Origin of the sequence: Agreia sp. PsM10 (assembly GCF_030433855.1) — a bacterium.
Classification (GTDB): domain Bacteria; phylum Actinomycetota; class Actinomycetes; order Actinomycetales; family Microbacteriaceae; genus Agreia.
Genome location: NZ_JARUXC010000008.1, coordinates 70,122 through 94,764 on the forward strand (window position 1 = coordinate 70,122; position 24,643 = coordinate 94,764).

A 24,643-nucleotide genomic window follows, 5' to 3' on the forward strand; every position below is an offset into this window, starting at 1 on the left:
GTCGTATGACCGATGCGAGCACCGCCCTCCGCTACACAGCCTTCTCCGACGCGCCGGGCGGCGGCAACCCGGCGGGCATCGTGCTCGATGCCTCGACCCTCGCCGACGCCGAGATGCAGGCCATCGCGGCCGAGATCGGATTCGCCGAGACCGCCTTCATCACCGAGAGCAGCATCGACGGCGACAGCCGGCACGTTCGCGTGCGCTACTTCTCGCCGCTCGCCGAGGTGCCGTTCTGCGGCCACGCGACCGTCGCGACGGCGGTGGCGCTCGCCCATCGAGGCGGCGAGGGGGTCTTCGTGTTCGAGACGCCGGTCGGCCCGGTGACGATCACGACCGCGGCCGACGGCGACGCCATCACCGCGTCGTTCACGAGCGTCGAGCCGTCGGTCGAACCGCTCGACCAGCGCGTGCTCCAGACGCTGCTCGGGCTCCTCTCGGTGTCGATCGAGCGCCTCGACCCGGCCTTCCCTCCGCGTGTCTCATTCGCCGGCAACAGGCATCCGATTCTCGTGTTCGCCGAGCGCGACGACTTCGACTCGTTCACCTTCGACCCCGATGCGATGAGCGACCTGATGGATGCGCAGGGGTGGACGGGCACCGTCACGACGATCCTCCCGACGGGCGCGGCCGAGTTCGACAGCCGCAACCTGTTTCCGGTGGGGGAGATCACCGAGGACCCGGCCACCGGCTCGGCGGCGGCCGCGTTCGGCGCCTACCTGAGGGCCCTCGGCCTGGTGGATGCCCCGGCCGACATCGAGATCACGCAGGGTTCGCACGTGGGCAGGCCCAGCAGGCTGCTGGTGCACATCCCTGCCACGGGCGGCATCGTCGTGACGGGAACGGCGACCCCGATCGCCTGAGCGCCGTTCGACGCGCGACCCGGCCGCGGGCGGCACTGAGATGTCACAGATGGTGCATGTCCGCGGCTCTGGCCGACCATCTGCGCCACCTCACCGTGGACACATCGAGCCGGGTGGCCGTGAGATGTCACACATGAAGGGTTTCAGGCCAGAGAAGCCACCATCTGCGCCACCTCAGTGCTGAGGCCGCGGCGTTCCCTGAGCTTGTCGAAGGGCCGGCTACTCGTCGGCGAGCAGTGTCGCCGCGTCGGTCACGTTTCCGAAGACGAGGGCCGTGTCGGTGACGTCGGCCGGGTCGAGCGACGAGGCCTGCAGGGTGATCACGAAGCGCTCGCCGTCGGCGCGTTCCAGCAGCCAGCTGCCGGCCAGCACGCCGGGAGCGCTACCGCCCTTGAACGCCACGTAGGGGAAGACCTTCTCATCGAACTGCAGCCCCGGGTTCGCAGACAGGATGCCGCGCACCGGCTCGCCGGCGGGCGTCGCGGCCTTCTGCTGCAGGGCCAGGTGCGCCGACACGAGGTCGGCCGGATTCGCGAACCAGTCGATGCCGTTCTGCCACGCCGTCTTCGACAGGTCGAGCGATGCCGCGTCGAGAACTCCGCCGGGCATCCCCGCGAGAACGGCGCGGCGCTCGTCGACCGAGCTGTCGGCCCATGCCGACTGGGCGTCTGCGAAGTCGGCGCTCCAGCCGAGCTGGAAGAACTCCCTGGTCTTCGGGAAGGGGGTGTTCAGCGACGGGTCGTGGTGGCCCATGATCGCCAGCTGCGCCTCGACGGCCTCGCGCCCGACCCTGTCGATGAGCAGGTCGGTGGCGGTGTTGTCGCTGATCTGGATCATCTTCGTCGCCGCATCCCGGACCGTCACCTGGGTGCCGCTCGGCAGGTCCTGGAGCTCGCCCGACGGAAGGCTGCGGGTGTCGTCGGAGATGGTCAGGGTGTCGTCCCACGAGAGGGTGCCCGCGGCCACGGCGTCGGCCACGGCCCCGAGGACGTAGAGCTTGAACACCGAACCGAGCGGCTTGGTCGCGTCGCCCGTGATGTCGACGATGCGCTCGCCCGAGCCGCTGGCATCCGCGGCGCCTGCGGCATCGGCGTTGACGTCACCCTCGACGCGCGTGACGGTCATGCTCGTGTCGGCGTCGAGCGCACCCACGTTCTTCTCGAGCTCCTGCCACGAGGCAGCCGGGGTGCGGTCGGCGGGAGGCTGCTGGAAAAGGAGCCCGTTGATGAGCTGCTGCTCGTCGATGGAGATCTGCATCTGCAGCTCGGCGGAGGAGCTGTGCAGCAGTACGACGAGGCCGCTCGACTCCTCGCTCACCTCGGCGGCGATCCACGGCTTCGCATCGGCCATCTGGGCGAACACCGCGACCAGCTGGCCGGCGGGCACCTGCTCGAGCATCTCCGCCCCGACGTTCGCCTCGACGTCGGCCTCGGTCGTCTCGGAGTCGGAGTTGACGGCGTCGAGCACCCACTGCGCCTTCTCGCCGACGGGGGTGTCGGGCAGCGCGACCGCTGTAGGCGGGGCGGATGCCTCGGGGCTGCCGGTCGAGCAGGCCGACACGGCGAGGGTGAGGGCGGCGGCGAGTGCGGCGAAGACCGAGCGGCGCCGGAGGCGGCGGGAGCGCTCCGCGGCCGGTGTTCTGAGCGGGGCGGGAGCGCGGTTCGTCGTCATGCCCCCAGTCTTGCCAGCGCCCGGGCGCGGGACATCCCCCGAGAGAACGAGCTTCGTGCGGGGCCTCCGCCGAGAGGACTACCTGAGTTCGTCGAAGTACGAGATGTTCGCGTCGTTGCGCGCGCGGGCGGCCGCGGCGCGCTCCTCGCGCATGCGCTCCTGCTTCTCCTGCCGACGCGCCAGCTCCTCCTGGTCGACCTCGACGCGGCGCACGGTGACGCCGCCCTTGGTCGGCGGGCTGGTGCGCTTGGCCGCGGTGCTGGTGCGCGGCGTGCCGGATGCCGGCGCCTTGCGCGGTGCCGCAGCCGGTCGGCCGGCGCCGGGGCTGGTGCCTGATCCGGCGCAGCGGAAGCCGGTCTTGTCTTCGTGCTGTACAAGGGTCTGCGAGACGATGCCCACGGCGACGGTGCGCGAGCAGACAGGGCATTTGGATCCAGCGTTGGCCATGGGGTGTGTGGTCTCCTCGATTTTCAACCCATCGTGTGGGTTCGACCTTCTATTTTCGCACGGAACGACATCAAAGCTACGCCTCTGAAGCAACCCCCGCCACGGCTTCGTCGACCCGGCCGTAGGCTGATGCGATGACGCACGACGAGACTTCGCACGAGACCTCACGACCGAGCGGTTCCTCGGACCGGACGAGCGACGAGACGCGTGACCGGCAGGCCGCGGCCGACTGGATCGCCGAGCGCGCCGAGGGCGAGAACACCACGAGCGACATCGACGGAACGGTCACGGTCGACGAGGCCGAGACCCCGCCCGATCCGGATGCCTACGGCCACTCCGAGAGCGACACGCTCGCCGTCGAAGACCACGAGCCGGCATCGCGCGAGTACCCGCGTCCCGACCACCATGGCGGCATCACCCAGGCCGACCGCCGGGGCTGACCTGCCCATCCGGAGCCGTGTCAATGGCCCGCGGCCACACCGGGTTCTAGCAGGCGGCCCCAGTACCGTTGTGCGCATGACGCGGCGCTCCAGCGAACCCATCTACTCCACCGCCATCGGCATCGGTCGAACCATGTTCGCCGGGCTGCGCACGAAGCACTCGGCAACGGGCCTCGAGAACATCCCCTCCTCCGGCGGCGCCGTCTTCGCCATGACGCACTTCGGATACCTCGAGTTCGCGCTGGTCGAGTGGCAGACGTGGCTGCACAACCGCCGCCGCATCCGGTTCATGGCCACCAAGCGGGCGTTCGACAAGCCCGCTGTCGGCTGGATGCTGCGGGGAATGCATCACATCTCCGTCGACATGAAGGCGGGAGCCGCGGCCTTCGGCAACGCGGTCGCCGCCCTGAAGTCGGGCGAGCTCGTCGGGGTCTTTCCGGAGGCCGGCGTGAGTTCGTCGTTCACCGTGCGCGAGCTCAAGTCGGGTGCCGCGCGCCTGGCACGCGACGCGGGCGTTCCCATCTTCCCTGTGGCCGTCTGGGGCGGCCAGCGGTTGCTCACGAAGAACCGCTCGATTCCGCTCAGGCAGCGCCTCGGTGTTCCCGTGCACTTCGCCTTCGGTGAGCCGATCCTCGTTGGCGCGACGGATGACATCACCCAGGTGACCGAGACGCTGCGCACGACGATGCAGACCATGGTCGACACGCTCCAGAGGAACTATCCCGTCGACGGCACGGGCCAGTGGTGGCAGCCGCGCTCGCTCGGGGGAACCGCCCCGACCGTGGCCGAGGCCGCCGAGGCAGACGCCGCGCGCGAGCGGCGCCGTGAGGCTGAGCGGGCCGCCAAGGCCTAGACGCCGCGACGTATTCAGGAGGAGCGCGTCGCCGAGGCCACTATCCACGCGGCTCGCGTCTCCTCCTGAATTCGTTACACACTGCCGAGCACGCGTGCCGCGGTTCGCACCGCGTCGTCGGTGGTCGTCGCATGAACGGCGAAGCGGATGCGATCGGTCCCGTGCAGCGTGGCCGTCACGCCCGCGTCGGTGAGGGCCGCGTGCGCCCGCGCGGCGGTGCCGTCGGCGAAGCCCGCCACCACGATGCCGGCGCGCAGGGCGTGCTCGCGCGGCGACAGAACCGGAACGCCCGCAGCGTCGAGCGCCTCGATCAGCACGTCGGCCGTGCCGGCGATGAGCTGCTCGACGCGGGCGATGCCGATCGATGACACCAGTTCGAGCGCGCTGGCCAGCGATCCCATGGCCATCGGCGACAGGTTGGTGATCGAGTGGCGCCGGGCATCCGGCAGGATCGTATGCTCGACCCCGTCGTAGAGTCCGGTGTTCTCGGCGCCGGTCCAGCTGCCGAGAACCGGGCGGATCGCATCCAGACCCCGCTCGCTGAACGCGACGAACCCGCCGCCCCAGCCTGCCCGCAGCCACTTCTGCCCGCCCACGGCGACGGCGTCGGCGATCGTCCAGTCGGCGTCGATCACGCCGAAGCCCTGAATGCCGTCGACGATCAGCAGGCGGTCGCCGATGGCCTCGCGGATGCCGGCCAGGTCGGCGCGGAACCCGGTGCGGAAGTCGACGGCGCTGACGGCGACCGCGGTGATGGACGGGGTGAGGGCGTCGCGGACCAGCTCGGGGGTCACACGGGTGGGCGCGGATGGGCCTCCGCCCGGCAGTGTGCGCATGGTGAGCAGCCCCGCTCCCTCGGCCCGGCGCCAGGCGTAGACATTGGCGGGGAACTCGTCGGGGCTCACGAGAACCTCGCCGCTCACGCCGAAGGCGATCTGCATGAGTCCGAGCGAGGTGCTCGTGGTCAGCGCGACCCGCTCGGAGGGCGTGCCCGTGAGCGCAGAGATCGCCGCCCGCGCCCGCGCATCCTCGGAGTGCAGCGTCGCGGAGGCGCTCACGCCCCCGGCCATGGCGAGGTTCTGCAGGCGTTCCGTGGTCGCGGCGACCTGGTGCGAGGGCGGCCCGTAGCTGGCGTGGTTGAGGTAGAGCTCCTCCTCGGCGAAGCTCTCGAGATACTCGATCTCGTTCAGCGCCGCGCTCATGCTGCGACCCGCGCGATCGTGACCCGGGTCACGTAGGGCATCGGGTAGCTCGCGCGGCCGGCGAGATCCGGATGCTCGTCGAGCAGCTCTCCGAGGCGCGCGAGCATCCGGTCGCGCTCGGCCTCGGCCATCGTGATCACGTAGCTGCGCGAGGCGACCATGGCGAAGAACTGCTCCCGGGTCATCTCGTTCACCCAGCGGAACTCGCGGTAGGCCTGTCGCTCCAGCGGCGCACCGACAGGCGGGGTCACGCTGTCGTACTTCTCGGCCTCGGACGCCCCCATCACCTCGCCGAGTCGGGCGACCCAGTCGACGTCGGCGTCGCGGATGTTCCACACGAGAGCGAGGGCCCCTCCCGGCTCGAGCACGCGAGCGACCTCGCGCGACGTGACGTCGACGTCGACCCAGTGCCACGCCTGGGCCACGGTGATGAGCGCGGCGCTCGCGTCGTCGAGCGGAATGTGCTCGCCGCTGCCCTCGAGCGCGGTGACCGTCGGCAGGTTCGCCGTGAGCCGCTCGCGCATCGCGGCGTCGGGCTCGACCGCCACCACCCGCAGGCCGCGGCCGACGAGACCCGCCGTGAACTTGCCGGTTCCCGCGCCCAGGTCGACCACCGCAGAGCCGGCCGGATGCTCCGGCGCGGCCTGCTCGAGGATCCACTCGAGGGCCTCGGCCGGGTAGCTCGGGCGGCCCCGGTCGTAGTCGCCGACATTGCGGCCGAAGGACAGGGCGTGGTCGGTGGAGCGGGGCATGCTGTCGATTCTAGGTTCGACCCCCGGGCCGAGCAGTACTCTTTAAGTCTCATGGAACTCCGCCAACTCGAGCATTTCGTCGCCGTCGCCGAGCACCAGCACTTCACCCGTGCCGCCGAGTCCCTGCAGATCTCGCAGTCGGGGCTGTCGGCGTCGATCCGGGCGCTGGAGACCGAGCTCGGCACCACCCTGTTCACCCGCAGCACGCGGCGCGTGCAGCTGACTCCCGCGGGAACCGCGATGCTCGAGGAATCCCAGCGAGCCGTCGCCAGCGCATCCGCCGCCCGTGACGCCGTGCTCGCCGTGCGGGGCGTTCTGCGCGGGGCCCTGCGCATCGGAACGGAGCAGTGCCTCGGGGGCGTGCATCTGCCGCGGGAGCTCGCCGACTTCCGGCGCTCGCACCCGGCGGTGTCGGTGCGGCTCGGATTCGCCGGATCGACGCAGCTGATCGACCAGGTCGCCGGCGGGCTCCTCGATCTCGCGCTGGTGGCCGACTGCGGCGCCGTTCCGGCGACGGTCGAGCTGCTGCCGATCGCCTCGGAGGGCTTCGTGGTGCTGTGCCATCCGGATCACCCGCTCGCCGGGCGCGGCCGGGTCGAGATCGGCGACCTCGCCGACGAGACGTTCGTCGGATTCGCAGACGGGTGGGCGGCTCGGGTGCTGGCCGACCGCGCGTTCGCCGACGAGGGGCTGACGCACTCGGTCGAGCTCGAGGTGGGAGATGTGGGATCGCTGCTCGACCTGGTGGGCTACGGGCTCGGCGTCGCCGTGGTTCCCGCCCACTTCGCGTTCAAGCGACCCGAGCTGCTGAGCGCCGTTCCCGTGACGCACGAGGCGCTGGTCTGGACGACCGCGATCGCTGTTCCGCGCCAGGCAGCGCCGGCCGCCGCCGCCCTCGTGGGGCGCCTGCGGCAGCCGGCGCTGAAGCCCGCGGCGTAGCGCTACGCGTCGAGGGCCGCGAACTCCTCCGCGGTCAGTTCGAAGTCGGCCGCGAGGGCCGAGTTCGTGATCGACTCGGGGTGGGATGCGCCCGGAATCGGGATGACCTGCGGCGACTTCGCGAGCTCCCAGGCGAGGCAGACGATCTGCGGCGTCACTCCGCGGTCGCGGGCGATGCGGCCGAAGGCCTCGTAGCTCTCGCCCAGCGACGCGGCATTCGTGATGCCGCCGAGAGGGCTCCAGGGAAGGAACGCGATGCCCAGCTCGTCGGCGAGAACGAGCTCCTTCTCGCTCGACCGGAACTTCGGCGAGAACTGGTTCTGCACCGACACGAGGCGGCCGCCCAAGATCTCGTTCGCCTGACGGATCTGATCGGGGTCGGCGTTCGAGATGCCGGCCATGCGGATCGTGCCCGCATCCAGAAGCTCGCGCAGCGCGCCGATCGAGTCGGCATACGGAACAGACGGGTCGGGCCGGTGGTACTGGTAGAGGCCGATCGCGTCGACGCCCAGGCGCTTGGCCGAGTCCTCGGCGGCCTGCTTGAGGTAGTCCGGATGCCCGTTCTGCGCCCACGGTCCGGACTCGGGCCGCAGGTGGCCGCCCTTGGTCGCGACCAGAACGCCGGACGTGTCGCCGCCGTAGCTCTTCAGCGCCTTGGCGATGAGCAGCTCGTTGTGGCCGATCTCGTCTTCGGCGGCCAGGTGATAGGCATCGGCCGTGTCGATGAAGGTGACGCCCGCGTCGAGGGCGGCGTGGATGGTGGAGAGGGAGCGCTCCTCGTCGGGGCGTCCTTCGATCGACATGGGCATGCCGCCCAGTCCGATGGCGCTGATGGAGATGTCGCCGATGGTGCGTTGCTTCATGGAGTTCCTTTTCAGATGGTGAGAGTGCGCGGGTTGAGCATGCTGCCCTTCGACAGGCTCAGGGAGCGGCGCGCTACCAGGCGTAGTCCTCGGGGGAGGTCTTGTGACCGGGGAAGATCTCGTCGAGCCGGCCCAGGGCATCCTCGTCGAGGGTGATGTCGACCGACGCGATGGCCGTGTCGAGCTGGTTCATGGTGCGCGGTCCGGTGATCGGAGCCGTCACCGCGGGCTGGTGAAGCAGCCAGGCGAGGGCCAGCTCGGCGGGCGAGTGGCCGAGGTCTGCGGCGAACGCCTCGTACTTCTCGAGCTGCGGGCGCAGCCTCTCGAGTTCGTCGTCGGAACGCGAACGGCGGCGCGATCCGTCGGCCTCCTTGTCGAGCACGCCGGCGAGCAGTCCGCCCTGCAGCGGCGACCAGGGGATCACGCCGAGTCCGTAGGCCTGCGCCGCCGGAAGAACCTCGCGCTCGACGTCGCGCACGATGAGGTTGTAGATCGACTGCTCGCTCACGAGACCGGTGAAGTGGCGCGCCTTGGCCGCCTCCTGGGCCTGGGCGATGTGCCAGCCGGCGAAGTTGCTGCTGCCGGCGTAGAGGATCTTGCCCTGCTGCACGGCGACCTCGATCGCCTGCCAGATCTCCTCCCACGGCGTCGCGCGGTCGACGTGGTGGAACTGGTAGAGGTCGATGTAGTCGGTCTGCAGCCGGGTGAGGCTGGCGTCGAGGGCGCGCCGGATGTTGAGCGCCGAGAGCTTTCCGTCGTTGGGGTAGTCGCTCATGTCGCCGTAGAGCTTCGTGGCCAGCACCGTCTTCTCGCGGCGTCCGCCGCCCTGGGCGAAGAAGCGGCCCACGATCTCCTCGGTCGCGCCGCGGCCGAGGTCCTGGCCGTAGACGTTGGCCGTGTCGAAGAAGTTGACGCCCTGCGCGTGCGCGGCATCCATGATCGCGTGCGAATCGGGCTCGCTGGTCTGCGGGCCGAAGTTCATCGTGCCGAGCACGACGCGCGAGACGCGCAGGCCCGTTCGTCCGAGGTGTGTGTATTCCATGGCTCCAGCCTGCGCGCCGTGGCCCCGGCCTGTCCAACAGGGAACCCCGATCGTATTGACGCCTCACCCTTCTCAATCGCACAGCCCCTGGGGGGGTGATGCCGTCAGGGGGGTGAGACAGTGCCTCCCTCGCGAGGAGCGCGCGGCGTAGCGTCGAGCCATGACCACTGAACTGACTCTCAACAACGGCGTCACCCTCCCCTCTCTGGGCCTCGGCGTCTTCCAGAGCTCGCCCGAAGACACGGCGAACGCCGTCGAGACCGCCCTGAATGTCGGCTACCGGCACATCGACACCGCGGCGGCCTACGGCAACGAAAGAGAGGTCGGCGAGGGCCTGCGTCGCTCGGGTCTCGATCGCTCCGAGGTGTTCATCGAGACCAAGGTCTGGGTCACCGACTACGGCTACGACGAGACGCTGCACGCCTTCGAGAAGGCGACCCGCAAGCTCGGGGTCGACCGGCTCGACCTGCTGATCCTGCACCAGCCCATCCCCTCGCGCTTCGACGCCACGATCGCCGCCTACAAGGCCCTCGAGACGCTGTATGCCGATGGACGCGTGCGGGCGATCGGGGTCAGCAACTTCACGCCGGCGCACCTCGACCGGCTGCTCGAGGCCACGACCGTCGTTCCGGCCGTGAACCAGGTCGAGCTGCATCCCTACTTCGCCCAGCCCGACGTGCAGCGCGCCGACGCAGAGCACGGCATCCTGACGCAGGCGTGGTCTCCGATCGGCGGAATCACGTTCTACCCGGGCTGGGGCGACGAGCGCCGCAGTGTGATGGATGACCAGACCATCGCATCCATCGCCGAGGGCCACGGCAAGAGCCCCGCCCAGGTCATGCTGCGCTGGCACATCCAGGAAGGCCGCTCCGCGATCCCGAAGTCGACGAACCCCGTGCGCATCGCAGAGAACGTCGACGTCTTCGACTTCGAGCTCAGCGACGACGAGATCGCCCGCATCGACGCCCTCGACACGGGCGTGCGCAGCGGTCCCGATCCGGATGTCTTCCGCCCGGCCCTGTTCGACAGGTCCATTTCCGAAGACTGACGGGTGAGGCGGGCCGCTTCGACTGTGGGGGTTCTCCGAGGTGCGATCCCTATGCTCAGGGGCATGACATCGTCTGCGAGCAGTTCCGACCATCACCGATCCAGCGCCCGGGTGACCCCGGGCGTGCACCCTGATCAGGCGGCGGAGGTCCGTCGATGAACGGCGAGCTCGTCGTCAGCATCGTTCTCGTCATCGTCTTCGTTCTCGTGGGCGGCGTCTTCGCCGCCACCGAGATGGCGCTGGTGACCCTGCGCGAGAGCCAGATCAACGCGATCGCCCAGCGTGGCAGGCGGGGAAAGACCGTCGCAGGGCTGGCCCGCAATCCGAACACCTTCCTCTCGGCCGTGCAGATCGGCGTGACCGTCGCCGGCTTCGCGTCGGCGGCCTACGGCGCGTCGTCGATCGCTCCGTCGGTCACGCCGCTGCTCGAGACCCTCGGCCTCTCGGCCGCGGCCGCCTCGACCACCGCCACGATCATCCTGACCCTGCTCATCGCCTACCTGTCGCTGGTGCTCGGCGAGCTCGTGCCCAAGCGGCTGGCCATCCAGCACAACGCCCGGTTCTCGTACGCCGTCGCGCCCGTGCTCGGCGGCTTCGCCACTCTGATGCGTCCGGTGATCTGGCTGCTGTCGGTGTCGACGAACGCCGTCGTGCGGCTGCTCGGCGGAGACCCGAACAAGACCGGCGACAAGCTCTCCGACGAGGAGCTGCGCGAGATCGTGACCAGCCACGAGGGCCTGCCCGACGACGAGCGGCGCATGCTCGACGACGTGCTCTCGCTGCGAGACCGGCAGGTGAGCGAGATCATGCGGCCCCGCCCCGAGGTCGTGGCGCTGACGGTCGACGATTCGATCGCCGACGCGCTCGAGTCGGTGCGCGCGCTGCCGTACTCGCGTTTTCCGGTCGTCGACTCGTCGATCGACGACATCGTCGGCTTCGTGCACGTGCGCGACCTGTACGAGGCGTCGACCTCGTCGACCGGCGTGCGCGAGCTGATGCGACCCATTCCCTACATTCCGTCGACCGCCGGCGTGCTGCCGACCCTCACGGGCCTGCGCGCATCCGGCGACCAGATCGCGGTCGTCTTCGACGAATACGGCGGAACGGACGGCATCGTCACCCTCGAAGACCTGGTCGAAGAGATCGTGGGCGAGATCTTCGACGAGTACGACACCGAGACCGCCGCCGCCGCCATGATGGAGCAGGGCGGCTCGGTCGACGGTCGCCTGAACTTCCAGGACTTCGAGGAGGCGACGGGCGTGACCCTGCCGCCCGCGGCATCCGACACCGTGGCGGGCTTCGTCGTCGAGCGGCTCGGCCGGCTCGCGGTCGTCGGAGACAGCGTCGAGGTCGACGGCGGCACACTGCAGGTGGCTGCAATGGACCGCCGCCGCGTCGCCGAACTTCTCTACATCCCGACCATGACGACGCCCAAGGCGGCGGTCGAGGCCGAGTAGCGGAACGGGCCGGTTAAGGGCGCAGCAGGACCTTGCCTGCGCGGCCCGCCACGAAGTTCGCGGCGGCCGCCTCGCGGGCCTCGTCGAAGGAGTAGACCTTCTCGACAGGAAGCGTCAGCGAGCCGTCGCCGATGCGCGTGACCAGTTCGCCGAGCAGCGCCGCGCGCTTCGCGCCGTCCATGCCGCCCATGACCTTGCTGCCCCAGAATCCCGAGACCGAGATGCTCTTGAAGATGACGGGGCCGGAGGGGATCTCCATGACGGGGGAGTTCATCGCCCCGAAGACCACGAGTCGGCCGTTCTCCGCGAGCAGCGACACGATGTCGCCGGCGGCCGATCCACCGACCGAGTCGACGCCGACGGTGATGGCGGCGCCCGAGGTGATCTCGGTGACCGTGTCGCGCCATCCCTCGCCGTCGGTGGCGACGACGTTGCCGATTCCCTGCTCCTTGAGCTCGTCGACACCGGCCGCGCGGCGAACGAGGCCGAGCACGTTGATGCCCCGGGCGGCGGCGAGCTGGGCCACGAGCCGACCGACGGCGCCGTTGGCGGCGTTCTGAACGAGCCAGTCGCCCTCGGCAAGATCGAGGGTGTCGAGCAGGCTGATGGCGCTGAACGGCATCGACACGAGCTGCGCGGCGACCTCGTCGGAGATCGCGTCGCCGACGGGGATGAGCCCGGCGGCCTTGGCGATGAAGTACTCGGCCCACACCCCGAAGGTGCCGCCGGTGGCCACGCGCTGGCCGACCTCGAGGCCCGTCACGCCCTCGCCGAGCGCATCGATGACGCCCACGGCCTCGGTTCCGGCGCGGGCGGGCAGCTCGGGCTTGAACCCGTAGGTGCCGCGGATCGTCCACAGGTCGTGGTTGTGGATGGGGCTCAGGATGGTGCGCACGCGCACCTCGCCCGCACCGGGCTCCGGGGTGGCGACGGTCTCGACGGCGAGAACCTCTGCGGGGTCTCCGAATTCGTTGTGGATGAGGGCGCGCATGGTGATCTCGACTTTCTGTGGTTCTGGCTCTGGCGATGCAGTGCCGGTGGTGATGGGGAGCTGGTTGTGATGGATGGCGTCAGACGGCGAGGGCGATGATCGTTGCGATCACCGCGAGAAGGGGGATTCCGCCCTGCCGGATCGCGGCGGACCGCTTCGACGGCAGCGACAGGAACAGCACGATCGCGGCCGCCAGCATCGACCCGGTGCCCACCAGCATGAGCGCGGGGCCGACCGGCGAGGTGCTCACGAGCACGAACACGATGCCGATGATCGTGACGACAGCGAGGAAGAGGTTGTAGAAGCCCTGGTTGTAGGCGAGCGAGCGGGTCGCCTCGACCTCTGCGGTGGATGCCGGACCGAACGTCTTGCGGGCGGCCGGGCCGTCCCACGCCAGCGACTCCATGAAGAAGATGTAGACATGCAGGGCGGCGGCGAGTGCGGCGAGCACGACGGCGGCGATGATCATGATGAGGTCCTTTTTTTGAACTGACCGTTTCACTATAGACTTAATCGACCGCGGTTGTCAGGTCGTAGCGGTCGTCGGTTCGTAAGGAGCGAAAGTCATGGGCAGAACGCGTTCGTTCGCAGAGGTCGATGTCGCACGGGCGGCGCGTGGCGTGTTCTGGAGCCGCGGCTACGAGGACACCTCCCTTCCCGACCTCGAGCAGGCGACCGGCCTCAACCGGTCGAGCATCTATCACTCGTTCACCAGCAAGCGGGGTCTCTTCGACGCCGCCGTGGAGTCGTATCTCGACGATGTGGTGCGCCCTCGCCTGGCGCCGCTGCGAGCGCGCGAGGTCGCCCCCGATGCGCTCGAGACCTACCTGCGGGGCCTTCGGCAGGCCATGGTCGACCACGAGACGGCTCTGGCGAAGAACGGATGCCTGCTGCTCAACGCCACGGGCTCGTCGCTGGGGCACGAGGCCGCCCTGCTGGCGGTGGTCACCCGGTACTGCGACGATCTCCGCGCAGCCGTCGCATCCGGTGTCGCCGCCCGCCGGCCGGAGCTCGCTCGCGAGGCTGCCGACATGCTGACCACGACCGTGACCGGGCTGGTGTTCGCGTCGATGGCCATCGTGCGGGTCGACTCCTCAAGCGCGGCCGCCACGCTCGATGCGGCGCTCGCGGCGGTCGTCGGCGGGTCGAGCTGACGCGATCCTGCCCTCGCCCGTGCTCCTACTACTCGTCACGCCGCCGCTTCAAGCCCTGATCGCTGGTGCTCTCAGAGTGGTAGACATGGGCGAATCGACGCGACGGCTCTGATCCACACCCGGATCGAGCGGCGTGCCGTGCGCTGATGCGAACACCTCGCACCAGCGCAGATCGAAGGGAATGCCCATGGGTATCGGAAGCGGAATCGCACTGTTCGTCATCGGAGCCGTGCTGGCGTTCGCGGTGAACATCGACCTCGGTGGCGTCGTCGACCTCAGCATGATCGGGTACATCCTGATGGGCGCCGGTGTCGTCGTGTTCCTGATCAGCCTCATCTTCATGCTGCGCCGTCGACAGACCACGTCGACGACCCGTTCGGCCGTCGATCCAGCCAGCGGCGAACAGGTCACCCGCAGCACGCGCGACAGCGACCCGCTGATCTGAGCGCGTCCGACATGGCAGACGGCTCCAGCGGCGGTCGGCTTCCGGCGAATCCTCTGCTCGGCGGCCGCTACCGCCTCGAATCGCGCGTGGGGTCGGGCGGCATGGGCGTCGTCTATCGGGCGACCGACGAGACCCTGGGGCGCCCGGTCGCCGTCAAGCTCTTCCGCGACTCCGAAGCCGCCGACCTCGGCCGCAAGACATCGGAGACCCGCCTCCTCGCCGCGCTGAACCATCCCTCGCTCGTCACGCTGTACGACGCGCGCATCGACGGCGACGGAGACGCGTACCTCGTGATGGAGTACGTCGACGGTCCGACGCTGCGAACACGCATCGCGGATGGCCCTGTCTCGCCCGTGGATGCTGCACGCATGGCCCGGGACCTGGGCGAAGCCCTGCATGTGGTGCACAGTGCGGGCGTCGTGCACCGCGACATCAAGCCGGCCAACGTCCTGCTGCGACGGTCGCTGACACCGGGGGAGGAGTTCACCGCCACTCTGGCCGACTTCGGCATCGCTCATCTGGTCGGGTCGTCGCGGCTGACCACCCCGGGAACTCTGCTCGGCACGGCCGCGTACCTCAGCCCGGAACAGGTGAGGGGTTCCGAACCCGCGCCGTCGTCGGACATCTACTCTCTCGGCCTTGTGCTGTTGGAGGCTCTCACGGGTGCCCGCGTCTTCGGGCAGCCGGTCGTTCACGAAGCCGCGCTCGCCAGACTCACGCTGGATCCCGACATTCCCGGTTCGCTGGGCTACGGGTGGAAGTCGCTTCTGACGGCGATGACGGCGCGTGACCCGCAGCAGCGTCCGACGGCCCTTGAGGTCGCGGCCGCCTCGCACGACCTTCGGTCCGACGGGGCGGCCGCGGTCGAAACGACAGCGGCGGCAACGTCGGCGGGCCCGATGCCCGGCGCGGCGACGACGCAAGCGTCGCTCACGGTCGCGGCTCAGGAGCCTGCCCTCGCGGCCACCCGGGTGATGGCTGTATCAGACGAGCCGACCGTCCAATTCGCGGCGGCGGCGTCGGGTCCGTCGCCGCGTTCGCCCCGTTCTCGCCGATGGGGACTGCTTCTGGCCGGTCTCGGCGCTGCAGCAGTCGTCGGGGCCGTTCTGGTCTGGGCATCGCTCACGGGTGCGGACCCGTCGCCGCTACCGGCGACGACCCCGTCCACCTCCCAGGCGCCCGCCGACCCCGCCGTCGATCCGACGACGGGCGACGATCCCTCCAGCGAGGAGCCGGTGAGCGTCACGGATCCGGCGGAGGAGCCGGCCGAGCCGACCCCTGCGGAGCCCGAGCCATCGACGCCCGAGCCCGGCGTCACATCCGAACCCGCCACCCCGCCGGAACCCGGCACCGACGGCACGGGCACCGGCGGGACCGGCAACAATGGCCCCGGCAACAATGGCAACGGCAACGAGAACCCGGGGAAGCAGGGCAACGACAAGGGCAAGGTCAAGTAGCCGATCCTGACAGACCGCAGTGCGTGAGCCGAGCCTTCGCTTCAGGTTTCTCATGCATCCGGCCAGAGAGGGTTTTTCCTCACTTCTCCTCGATACTCTTCAGCCGCGCTGTCGATGCGCGTGCTCGTGATCTGAGGTAGTCGTGCTTGTTGTTCGTTGGATGCTCCGTCGGCCCGTGACGGTGCTGTGCTGCATCGTCGTGATCGTGCTGAGCATCGTCGGATTCGCCTCCAGCACCTACGACTGGGGCTGGCAGCTGCTGGCAACGGGCCAGGACGACGTCTTCCGGCACCACCGCTGGTGGGGCCTGATCACCGCCTTCCTCGCCGTCGACGGGGGCGGCGCACTGATCTTCGTCGTGCCGTTCATCGTGGTGGTCGTGGGCGCCGCCGAGCGGCTCATGGGCAGCTGGCGCACCGTCGTCGCCTACGTCGCGGGCAGCGCCGCATCCGGTCTCATCGGCTTCGCCCTCAGCTGGGTCGAGAGCACCTACCTGGGGTTCCTGCCGCTCAACGCGCCCTCCATCGACGCGCTGTCTCCCGCGACGGGCGTCATCTGCACGGCCATGGCCGCCAGCTCGTTCGCGTCGGCCCTGTGGCGTCGCCGGATGCGGCTGGGCGCGTCGTTCTTCGCCGTCACGTTCTTCCTGTACTCCGGCGGCGCGGGCGACTTCTACTCGCTCGTCGCCCTGCCCGTCGGCCTCGTGCTCGGTTTCGCCCTCGGCGGCTCGCGCTCGAGGTTCCGGCTGGTGCGCAGCTCGCACCACGAGATCCGCACCCTGCTGGCGACGGTTGTCGCCGTCGGCGCGATCGGTCCGGTCGTGGCGGCGCTGATCGGTTCGGGCAGCGGGCTGCTGTCGATCTACGGGCTTCTGGCGATCGACGAGCACCACCCCCGCGGCGCCCTCATCGCCCTTCTCCCCGTCGCCGTGGGTGTCGTCGCCGCGTGGGGAATCCTGCGGGGCCGGCGGGCGGCCCTGTGGCTGGCGGTGGGCATCCATCTCCTGATGTCGGCAGTGATGGTCGCCGTCTTCGTGGTGATCCAGCCCGAGACGATGACGCTGATCGCCGAGGAGTCGAACCAGGAGGTCGACCCCTACATCTGGCAGACCCTCACGGGGAGCGCGCTCTGCGCGATCCTTCCGCTGGCGAGCGCCCTGCTGCTGATTCTGCTGCGCAGGCACGTCGACGTGCGCACCTCCGCCTCGAGCGTGAGGCGGTTCTTCGTGATCACGGGCAGCGCGCTCGTCGGCGCCTCCCTGCTGTCGGTTCTCGGTTCGCTGGCCATCAGAGACCAGTTCGCGCCGACGGTGGATGCGCTCGACCTGCTCCGCGCGCTGCCGCTGCGCCTCGTTCCGCCGACGTTCGTGATCTCCGACGGACTCGCATTCACTCCGTCGACGCACGAGGCGATCGCGCTGTGGCATCTGCCGTCGACGCTGTTCTGGGCGGCGGTCGTCGTCGCATCCTGTCTCCTCGTCTTCAGCCGCACCTCCGTGGCCGGTGACGACGATCGGGTGCGCGCTCGCGAGATCCTCAGCCGCGGCGGTGGCCACACCATGTCGTTCATGTCGACGTGGTCGGGCAACTCCTACTGGTTCGACGCCGAGGTGGATGCCGCCGTGGCCTACAGGGTGCAGGGCTTCGTCGCGGTGGCGGTCGGAGGCCCGTTCGGCCCCGCCTTCGCCGACCCGCGTGTGGTGGAACGGTTCGTGCGCTTCTGCGGTGACCACGGGTGGACCGCGACGTTCTACGGGGTCGACGATGACGCCCTCGACACCTTCGCGGCCCTGCGCTGGCAACGGCTCAAGGTGGCGGAGGAGGCGGTGCTGCGCCCCCGCGACTGGAACCCGACCGGCAAGAAGTGGCAGGACATCCGCACGGCCGTGAACAAGGCGGCGCGCGCCGGCGTGCAGGCGCAGTGGACGTCGTGGAAGGACCTCTCGCTGCTGCAGAGGTCGCAGCTGCAGGCCATCTCCGAGGCCTGGGTCGCCGAGAAGAACCTGCCCGAGATGGGCTTCACGCTGGGCGGCATCGACGAGCTCGCCGATCCGGCTGTGCGCCTGATGCTCGCGGTCGATGCAGACGGCACGATCGTCGCCGTCACGAGCTGGCTGCCGCTGTACGCCGCCCAGGACAGTACACAGGCGCCGCGGGTCTGCGGGTACACCCTCGACTTCATGCGGCGCCGCCCGGATGCGGCCAACGGAACGATGGAGTTCGTGATCGCGGCCTCCGTCGAGCAGGCGAAGAGCGACGGAATGGACCTGCTGAGCCTGTCGGGCGCACCGCTCGCGAACGCCGCCCCGGAGTCGTCGCAGCTCGAGGTGCGTGCGAGCGTCGTGGCCCAGCTGCTCGACTATGTCGGCCGGTCGCTCGAACCGGCCTACGGGTTCCGCTCGCTGCTGAACTTCAAGAAGAAGTTCCAGCCGCAGTTCGTTCCGCTCTGGCTGATCTACCCCGACACGACCGACCTCCCGGCGGTCGGCGCGGCCATCGGCCGGTGCTACCTGCCGCAGCTGTCGGTACTGCAGCTGAGCAGGCTGCTGAGGGATCTGAGACCGAAGGCGACACAGGAGGTGCATCGTGAACCGGCTTCTTGACCTGGGCATCACAGAGGGTCCGGTGCTCGTCACCGTGTACGCGCTCGCGCTCGCGACGGTCGTGCTGCTCGTGGCCCGTCGACCCGGTCGCCGGTGGACTCGGCGTCGCTGGTTCACCGCGGTCGCGGTCGCAGCAGCCGCGGGGGCGCTCCTCGGACTCGGGCTGACCTGGCTCCTCTCCGACCGCCTCGACCTCTTCGGCGCCGACCTGACCCTCGTCGTGCGTGTCTGGATCGCCGTGGGGTTCGCCGCCTTCGGCGTCGCCATCGTCTCGATGCGACGCGCATCCTGGATGCGTGTGGTCGCGTCGGGGCTCGCGCTGGTGCTGTTCGTGCTCACCACGGCGATGGCCGTGAACGTCGACTTCGGTCAGTACCCCACGGTGCGCAGCGCGCTGGGCATCAGTGCGATCGAAGACGCGTCGTCACAGCCGCTGCCGACAGCCACCGCGTCTGCGGCGACGTCGCTCGACGCGTGGGTCGCGCCGGCGACCATGCCGAAGACCGGAACCCTGACGACAGTGACGATCCCGGCATCCGAATCGGGCTTCCCGGCACGGCCGGCCGTCGTGTACCTGCCGCCCGCGGCACTCACGACCAACCCGCCGAAACTGCCGGTGCTCATCATGATGTCGGGCCAGCCGGGCAGTCCCCAGGATCCGCTCATCACCGACAAGCTGGAGGCGAGCCTCGACGCGTACGCAGCGGCTCACGCCGGCCTCGCACCGATCGTGGTCTCGCCCGACCAGCTCGGCGACCCCACGGCGAACCCGATGTGCGTCGACTCTCCCCTCGGCAACTCGCAGAGCTACCTCACGGTCGACGTGCCCGACTGGATCAAGGCGAACCTCAACGTCATCGACGATCCGCACTACTGGGGAATCGGCGGGCTGTCGCAGGGAGGAACCTGCTCGATCCAGCTCGGAGCCGCCTTCCCCTCGCTCTTCAGCGTGATCCTCGATGCGTCGGGAGAGGAGTATCCGCGCATCGGCGACGCACAGAAGACGGCCGACGCCGCCTTCGGAGGCAGCCTCGCCCGGTACGAGGCCGCGTATCCCGCGGCGATCATGCAGCAGCACGGACGCTACGACGACACGTTCGCGGTCTTCGGTGTGGGCTCGAACGATGAGGCGTTCCTGCCGCAGGTGAAGGCGATCTACGCCGACGCGCAGGCCGCCGGCATGACCTCGACCTACATCGAGGCGCAGGGCAGCGCCCACGACTCCACGACGTGGTCGTACGTGTTCGCGCAGGGGCTGCAGCTCATCGCCGACCATTGGGGGCTGGGCGGCACCTCGACGGGAAGCGCTACCGGGTAGCGGGCGAGCTCAGTACCGGATGGCGTCGATCACCTTCACCCGCACGGCCACGAGGGCGGGCAGCAGGCCGGCGAGGGCCCCCACCACGGTGGCCGCCAGGAGGCCGAGCAGCGCCGCTTCGGCGGGGAACGGAGGGAAGTCGCTGACGAGCCCCTGGCCCACGAGGTCCATGGTGAACGGGTTCTGCACGATCAGGATCGCGGCGATCACGCCGACGGCCCCGGCGGCGATCGTGGCGACCACGCTCTCCATCATCACGGCGAAGAACACGCGCCCGGCCGTCGCGCCGAAACTGCGCCGGATGCCGATCTCGCGCACGCGCTGCTTGACCGTGACGAGGGCGATGTTCACGAGTCCGAGCGCACCGAGCAGCAGCACGAGCACGGCGATTCCGCCCACGACCAGTTTGGTCACGAGAAAGGGGTCGTCGCCGTACTGGGCGTAGTCCTGGCGGTAGACGTCGACCTGGATGCCGCCCGTTCCGCCCCCGGGGGTCGCGAGCGCAGACGAGAAGTCGCGTTTCACGATCTCCATGAGCTGTTCGGAGATGGCAGGGGGAACCCACATCTCGTACTGGGTCGAGCCGGCGTACGGATCCTCGACCGTCACCGTCGAGCTGGCCGCCTTCATCGCAGCGAGGTGGTCGACCAGCATGAACATCGCCGGTTCGGTCTCGTAGCTGGCCACCGGGTACACGCCCACGATCACGGCCGTGGTGCCCGGCATGCCGCCCTGGGCGCCGAGCTCGACGGTCGGGTGCGTGCGCAGGTCGGGACTGCCGAGCCGCTCCCAGAAGATCTGGTTCACCACGAGGGTCGGGGCGAGCTGGTCCTCGTCGTCGGGGCCGAACCAGGCGCCCTCGCTCAGGCGCACCCGATGCATCTCCCCGTAGGGCTGGTCGACGGCCTGCGTCTGCACCTGCACGACGCCGGTGGTGAACGGAACCGCCTGGGTGGTCTGCATCACCCGGCTGCCGAAGTCGATGTCGTACCGTGCCAGCGTCTCGCTCCACGTCGCATCCATCGTGCTCGAATCGACGGGGGCGCCGTCGTTGCTGTAGGCGGAGACGTACAGGGAGGCGGGGCGCCCGCTCTGCCTCTCGCTGAGCTCCTCGTTGGCCTGCTGCACGATGCCGCCGAGAGCGACCACGGTGGTCAGCGAGCACACGGCGACGGCGACGCCGATGAGCGAGAGCAGCACCCGGGTGCGGTGCACGCGCAGTTCCTGCCACGCCTCGATGACCGCCCCGACGAGGCTGGTGAACGCGCGCCTCACGAGAGCGCCTCGGATGCCGTGGCGAGCTCGACCTCGTCGACGCGCGTGAGCACGCCCCGGTCGAGTCGGAAGTGGTCGCGGGCCCGGCTCGCGATGGCCGGGTCGTGCGTGATCGTGACGAGGGCGGCGCCCGTTCGGGTGGCGACGTCGTCGATGAGCTGCATCACCGAGCTGCCGGTGTCGAGGTCGAGTGCGCCCGTGGGCTCGTCGGCCAGAATCAGGCGCGGTCCGCGCACGAGTGAGCGGGCGATGGCGACGCGCTGCTGCTCGCCGCCCGAGAGCCGGTCGGGCATGCTGTCCATGCGGTTTCCGAGGCCGACCTCCTCGAGCATCTCGGCCGCGAGCCTCTTGCGGCGCCAGAACGCCCTGCCTTCGGCGTAGAGAAGGGGCATGGCCACGTTCTCGAGGGCGGTTCTGCCCGGGAGCAGGTTGAACTGCTGGAACACGAAGCCGATCTGCGCTCCACGCACCCGGTCACGGGCCGCGCCTGAGTACGACTTCACCGGTCTCTCGTCGAACGTGAGCAGGCCGCTCGTCGGCATGTCGAGCAGGCCGAGCAGGTTGAGGAGCGTGGACTTGCCCGAGCCCGAGCGGCCCACGATCGAGATGCGGTCGCCCGGCTCGACCGTGAGGTCGACGCCGTTCAGGATCGTCAGGGCCGGCTGGTCGGGCGGGATCACCGTGCGCGTGACGTCGCGCAGTTCGAGCAGGCTCACCGGACAGAGACCGCGCCGCAGTCGACCACTCCTGGCGGGCAGCCCGATGGGTCGGCCAGCGCGCCGGGCGCGAACTGCAGAATCTGGTCGCCCTCCACGAGGCCGCCGGTGATCTCGACCTGGCTCCCGTCGTTGAGCCCGAGGCCCACGGGGCGCTCTTCGGTGCTGCCGTCGGCCAGCGACAGCCAGACTGTTCCGCTCTGGGCGGCGCCGCGTACCGCGGTCGTCGGCACGACGAGAACGTTCTCCGCCTTGCCTCCCGCAATGGTCATCTGGGCTGCGAGCCCGGAGAAGACGGTGACATCGCCGGGGATGGGGCAGCTCACCGTGGTGGTCGAGCCGCCGCCTCCGCCGCCGGTTCCGGATGCTCCGGCTGCGCCGGTCGTGTCGCCGCCGGTCGACCCGCCGCCGCCCTCGCTGCCTGCCAGGGGAGTCGTGATGCGCAGGCCCGTGCAGGTGAACGCCGCGGGTCCGCCGGTGATGGCGATCGACGCATCCGTCGGCTGATCGACCAGCCGGTAGCGCTGCTCGGGCTGCAGGGAGCCCGAGACCGAGAACGTGGGCGGGGCGATCTGCCCGGCCGTCATGCCGATCGTCACGTCCTGGCCGGAGATGACGCTCAGCGAGCTGAGCACGCCGGCCGCCGGCGCGATGACCTGCTCGTAGCGGTAGATCGGGGGCTTGGTCTTGCCTTCCTCGTCGATCGTGTCCTCGGGGGCGCGCACGATCTCGACCTTGACGTCGAAGACGACGTCGCCCGCGGCCACTGTCGAGCCCTGAGGGAAGAAGATCTCGTCGACGGTGCCGGCGGCGGTCGACTTGAGGGGCGATGCTGGGTCGGCCGACACGGTCGCCTGAACGACGACGTCGTTCACGATGGTGCCGAGGGCGACGGGGATGACCGGTTCGATGATCTCTCCGGTGGGAACGGCCGACACGTCTTCTGTCTTGTCGGGAAAGAAGGCGAGCTTGCCCAGAGCCACGGCGATCGCTGCGATCAGCAGGATGCGCACCACAGGGAAGACCCATTTTCGAACCACGCCCACGCCTTCTCCTTCATTCGGGTCATTCAGGTACCTCCCCGACTATTGCAGATCTGATCGATCATCATGGAACTTGAAGTCCCAAAGGGTGCAGCATCGCGCGGGCGCCGCATGCGAGATTAGAGACGGTCGGGAAGGAGCGGGATCGGTGGAACCGGTAAACGATGCTGCGAGCGCCGTCGCAGGATGGCTGTCGCGTCACTCGGCGGAACTCGGCTGGCGCCCTCTCTCCGGCGACGACGTCGGGCGATTCGATCTGGGCCCGGACTCGTCGCACTCCGCTGTTCTGCAGGTCGTCGACGACGAGTGGCAGCTCCGGCTCGACACCGCGAAAGGACGCAGCCTTCCTGTACTCGGGCCCGTGGATTCGTCGCTCGACGTGATCCTCGATGCACTGATGTTCGCTCTCTACATGCGGGCGACGGCAGAACTCGACCGCACGGATCGCACCGCGAGCGCGCAGCTCGCCCTCGTGCTCCACCGCCTGGCCGAGGCCACGGATGACGCGCGTTACGCGGGCAGGGCCGCCCTGCTGCTCGCAGGACACGCCGTCAAAGACAGCCGATACGCGGATGCGCGCGCCCGCGCCGAGGACGCGATCCGGCTCTTCGCCATCGCCAGGGACCTGACGGCGGAGGAGAACGCCCGCGCCGTGCTCGAGAGCCTCGTGCCGTCGATGGACCGACCGGGTGCCTGAGAACTCGGCGCGCTAGAGCCGCGCCACGAGCGTCCGCGCCGCCTCGATCGTGAGACGACGGTCGTGGGTGAGGATGAACTCGTAGCTGTCGTTCGACGGCGACGGCTCACCCACCTGGCGCGCGGTCAGGGTGGCGGCGAAGTTGGGCGAGATCACCACCACGTTCCACTCCGCCACGAGGGGGTCGGCCTCGTCGAGATCGACCGCGCACACCGCGTCGCTGAGCGTCAGTTCGTCGAAGCCGTGGCCGAACACTCCCACGAAGGCCGCCGTGTCTGCCAGCGGATAGTAGCGTTCCACGGCCCGCTCGTCGAAGTTCTCGCGGTGCTGGAACGTGCCGAGAATGACGGCCGATCCCTCCTCCTGCGTGGCTCGCGCCTCGAGGAACAGGCTGATCTGCAGAAGCAGGTCGCGGTGCGACGGACGCGTCTCGCGACGCTCCGCGGCCACGGAGAACGGAGTGTCCTGACGGAGTCCTGCGAGTCGACCCGCCGGTGCCGGACGTACTCCCGAGAGCCAGGGCAGCGCATCCGGCAGTCTGCCCGCGTGACCGAAGAACGATCCGCGCCCGAGCGTCGCGCCGAGGGCCCGGGCCGTGGTGAGATGGCGCTCGTTCTCGACGCCCGTCGCGAGCACGAGGCATCCGGTCGCCTCGGCATAGGCCGAGATGGCGCTGACGATGGATGCGACGTGCTGGTCGGGCAGGCCGCCGATGAGTCGCAGATCGACGTCGATGACGTCGGGAGCGATGATGGGCAGCAGGGCGAGGGCATGGGCGTCGACGCAGACCTCGGTGAGGGCGATGGCCCAGCCCTGGTCGCGGATGCCGACGATGGACTTCATCAGAGCGACGAGATCGGCCGCGGCGAGGTTGTGGCCGCGGATCTCGAGGACCATCGGTCGCGCGCGAGCCGTGTCGTCGAGGGCCAGCGCGTGGATCGTCGCCGGCTCCGCGTGGAAGAAGAGGCTCCGAGGCAATGACAGGCCCGCTCGCTCCGCCGTCTCCATCGCGTCGATTCGGCCGGCGTTGTCGACCTCGACGAGTCGGTCGCTGTCGGTCGCCGCCGCTCGCAGCGCACCGGGCGACTCGAGCGGAGATCCGGGAGGGCCGTGGACGGCCGTGCCGTAGGCGATGACCGACATGGAGTCGAGATCGAAGATCGGCTCGAAGCTCGTTCGGAGGAGGCCGGTGGCGAGGAGGCGGTCGAGTTCGACGCTCGCCGCCAAGGGCGCTGCGGTGCCTGATCGTTTGGACGAATTCACGGGTCTCAAGCATTGCACCGTTCACCCGGCGATGCACACTGAATGGCAGCCCCTGTTCGGGGTACAGATTCGGGCGATCCCGCGCAGCACACCGGGCGCCGCTGT

The 24,643-nt window shown here is 69.6% G+C and carries 24 protein-coding genes; 12 read left to right on the forward strand and 12 right to left on the reverse strand.

Annotation, left to right across the window (positions count from 1 at the left end):
- Nucleotides 1-5: 5 nt before the first annotated feature.
- Complete coding sequence (locus QCD70_RS11755) at nt 6-863, forward strand: PhzF family phenazine biosynthesis protein (protein ID WP_301216407.1); 858 nt, start codon at nt 6-8, stop codon at nt 861-863.
- A gap of 219 nt (nt 864-1,082) precedes the next feature.
- On the opposite strand, the gene QCD70_RS11760 is transcribed toward QCD70_RS11755, so the two are convergent.
- Together QCD70_RS11760 and QCD70_RS11765 are read right to left on the reverse strand one after the other, a co-directional pair.
- Nucleotides 1,083-2,534, reverse strand: a complete 1,452-nt coding sequence (locus tag QCD70_RS11760) for a serine hydrolase (RefSeq protein WP_301216409.1) — start codon at nt 2,532-2,534, stop codon at nt 1,083-1,085.
- A 78-nt stretch (nt 2,535-2,612) separates the two neighbouring features.
- Nucleotides 2,613-2,981, reverse strand: a complete 369-nt coding sequence (locus tag QCD70_RS11765; RefSeq protein WP_301216410.1) for a hypothetical protein — start codon at nt 2,979-2,981, stop codon at nt 2,613-2,615.
- Nucleotides 2,982-3,115: 134 nt separating this feature from the next.
- Here QCD70_RS11765 and QCD70_RS11770 point away from each other — a divergent pair, with 134 nt between their 5' ends.
- Nucleotides 3,116-3,421, forward strand: a complete 306-nt coding sequence (locus QCD70_RS11770; protein WP_301216412.1) for a hypothetical protein — start codon at nt 3,116-3,118, stop codon at nt 3,419-3,421.
- A gap of 76 nt (nt 3,422-3,497) precedes the next feature.
- A complete protein-coding gene (locus QCD70_RS11775; RefSeq protein WP_301216414.1) occupies nt 3,498-4,274 on the forward strand; it encodes a lysophospholipid acyltransferase family protein in 777 nt (258 codons plus the stop codon).
- A 74-nt stretch (nt 4,275-4,348) separates the two neighbouring features.
- Here the strand turns inward: QCD70_RS11775 and QCD70_RS11780 are convergent, their stop codons facing one another.
- Both QCD70_RS11780 and QCD70_RS11785 read right to left on the reverse strand, forming a co-directional pair.
- Nucleotides 4,349-5,476 carry an aminotransferase class V-fold PLP-dependent enzyme gene (locus QCD70_RS11780; protein ID WP_301216416.1) on the reverse strand — a complete coding sequence of 376 codons (1,128 nt, stop codon included), beginning with the start codon at nt 5,474-5,476 and terminating at the stop codon, nt 4,349-4,351.
- Nucleotides 5,473-6,228 (reverse strand): class I SAM-dependent methyltransferase, encoded by a 756-nt coding sequence (locus QCD70_RS11785; protein ID WP_301216418.1) that lies wholly within the window; start codon nt 6,226-6,228, stop codon nt 5,473-5,475. Before QCD70_RS11785 ends, QCD70_RS11780 begins: the two co-directional genes overlap by 4 nt.
- Nucleotides 6,229-6,279: 51 nt before the next feature.
- Between QCD70_RS11785 and QCD70_RS11790 the strand changes: the two genes are divergently transcribed.
- Nucleotides 6,280-7,167, forward strand: coding sequence for a LysR family transcriptional regulator (locus QCD70_RS11790; RefSeq protein WP_301216420.1), 888 nt, complete (start codon nt 6,280-6,282; stop codon nt 7,165-7,167).
- A 2-nt stretch (nt 7,168-7,169) separates the two neighbouring features.
- Here QCD70_RS11790 and QCD70_RS11795 read toward each other — a convergent pair whose 3' ends face one another.
- The gene (locus QCD70_RS11795; RefSeq protein ID WP_301216422.1) at nt 7,170-8,030 is read right to left on the reverse strand and encodes an aldo/keto reductase; all 861 of its coding nucleotides are present in this window, start codon (nt 8,028-8,030) and stop codon (nt 7,170-7,172) included.
- Nucleotides 8,031-8,103: 73 nt separating this feature from the next.
- The gene (locus QCD70_RS11800) at nt 8,104-9,072 is read right to left on the reverse strand and encodes an aldo/keto reductase (RefSeq protein WP_301216424.1); all 969 of its coding nucleotides are present in this window, start codon (nt 9,070-9,072) and stop codon (nt 8,104-8,106) included.
- Nucleotides 9,073-9,232: 160 nt separating this feature from the next.
- On the opposite strand from QCD70_RS11800, the gene QCD70_RS11805 reads away from it, so the two are divergent.
- Both QCD70_RS11805 and QCD70_RS11810 read left to right on the forward strand, forming a co-directional pair.
- A complete protein-coding gene (locus QCD70_RS11805) occupies nt 9,233-10,120 on the forward strand; it encodes an aldo/keto reductase (RefSeq protein WP_301216426.1) in 888 nt (295 codons plus the stop codon).
- 155 nt (nt 10,121-10,275) lie between these two features.
- Nucleotides 10,276-11,577 (forward strand): hemolysin family protein, encoded by a 1,302-nt coding sequence (locus tag QCD70_RS11810; protein WP_301216428.1) that lies wholly within the window; start codon nt 10,276-10,278, stop codon nt 11,575-11,577.
- 13 nt (nt 11,578-11,590) lie between these two features.
- Here QCD70_RS11810 and QCD70_RS11815 read toward each other — a convergent pair whose 3' ends face one another.
- Entirely contained in the window at nt 11,591-12,568 is a 978-nt protein-coding gene (locus tag QCD70_RS11815) for a zinc-binding dehydrogenase (RefSeq protein WP_301216430.1), read from the reverse strand.
- 79 nt (nt 12,569-12,647) lie between these two features.
- Complete coding sequence (locus QCD70_RS11820) at nt 12,648-13,037, reverse strand: DUF1304 domain-containing protein (RefSeq protein WP_301216432.1); 390 nt, start codon at nt 13,035-13,037, stop codon at nt 12,648-12,650.
- A 97-nt stretch (nt 13,038-13,134) separates the two neighbouring features.
- Between QCD70_RS11820 and QCD70_RS11825 the strand changes: the two genes are divergently transcribed.
- From QCD70_RS11825 to QCD70_RS11845, 5 genes are all read left to right on the forward strand, one after another.
- On the forward strand, nt 13,135-13,722 hold the full coding sequence (locus tag QCD70_RS11825; protein ID WP_301216434.1) for a TetR/AcrR family transcriptional regulator: 588 nt from the start codon (nt 13,135-13,137) through the stop codon (nt 13,720-13,722).
- 187 nt (nt 13,723-13,909) lie between these two features.
- Nucleotides 13,910-14,167 carry a DUF6458 family protein gene (locus QCD70_RS11830; RefSeq protein ID WP_301216436.1) on the forward strand — a complete coding sequence of 86 codons (258 nt, stop codon included), beginning with the start codon at nt 13,910-13,912 and terminating at the stop codon, nt 14,165-14,167.
- Between the two features lie 11 nt (nt 14,168-14,178).
- Nucleotides 14,179-15,624 (forward strand): serine/threonine-protein kinase, encoded by a 1,446-nt coding sequence (locus QCD70_RS11835; RefSeq protein ID WP_301216438.1) that lies wholly within the window; start codon nt 14,179-14,181, stop codon nt 15,622-15,624.
- Between the two features lie 142 nt (nt 15,625-15,766).
- A complete protein-coding gene (locus QCD70_RS11840; RefSeq protein WP_301216440.1) occupies nt 15,767-18,226 on the forward strand; it encodes a bifunctional lysylphosphatidylglycerol flippase/synthetase MprF in 2,460 nt (819 codons plus the stop codon).
- A complete protein-coding gene (locus tag QCD70_RS11845; protein ID WP_301216442.1) occupies nt 18,210-19,544 on the forward strand; it encodes an alpha/beta hydrolase in 1,335 nt (444 codons plus the stop codon). The genes QCD70_RS11840 and QCD70_RS11845 overlap by 17 nt, the downstream gene beginning before the upstream one ends.
- Before the next feature lie 9 nt (nt 19,545-19,553).
- Here QCD70_RS11845 and QCD70_RS11850 read toward each other — a convergent pair whose 3' ends face one another.
- From QCD70_RS11850 to QCD70_RS11860, 3 genes are read right to left on the reverse strand one after another with little or no spacing between them, the layout of a single operon-like run.
- Complete coding sequence (locus tag QCD70_RS11850; protein ID WP_301216444.1) at nt 19,554-20,819, reverse strand: ABC transporter permease; 1,266 nt, start codon at nt 20,817-20,819, stop codon at nt 19,554-19,556.
- On the reverse strand, nt 20,816-21,535 hold the full coding sequence (locus QCD70_RS11855; protein ID WP_301216446.1) for an ABC transporter ATP-binding protein: 720 nt from the start codon (nt 21,533-21,535) through the stop codon (nt 20,816-20,818). The genes QCD70_RS11850 and QCD70_RS11855 overlap by 4 nt, the downstream gene beginning before the upstream one ends.
- Nucleotides 21,532-22,581 carry a hypothetical protein gene (locus tag QCD70_RS11860; RefSeq protein ID WP_301216448.1) on the reverse strand — a complete coding sequence of 350 codons (1,050 nt, stop codon included), beginning with the start codon at nt 22,579-22,581 and terminating at the stop codon, nt 21,532-21,534. Before QCD70_RS11860 ends, QCD70_RS11855 begins: the two co-directional genes overlap by 4 nt.
- Nucleotides 22,582-22,726: 145 nt before the next feature.
- Here QCD70_RS11860 and QCD70_RS11865 point away from each other — a divergent pair, with 145 nt between their 5' ends.
- Nucleotides 22,727-23,275: a hypothetical protein gene (locus QCD70_RS11865; protein WP_301216450.1), complete on the forward strand. Its 549-nt coding sequence runs from the start codon at nt 22,727-22,729 to the stop codon at nt 23,273-23,275.
- Between the two features lie 12 nt (nt 23,276-23,287).
- On the opposite strand, the gene QCD70_RS11870 is transcribed toward QCD70_RS11865, so the two are convergent.
- On the reverse strand, nt 23,288-24,538 hold the full coding sequence (locus QCD70_RS11870; RefSeq protein ID WP_301216452.1) for an EAL domain-containing protein: 1,251 nt from the start codon (nt 24,536-24,538) through the stop codon (nt 23,288-23,290).
- Nucleotides 24,539-24,643 lie beyond the last annotated feature (105 nt).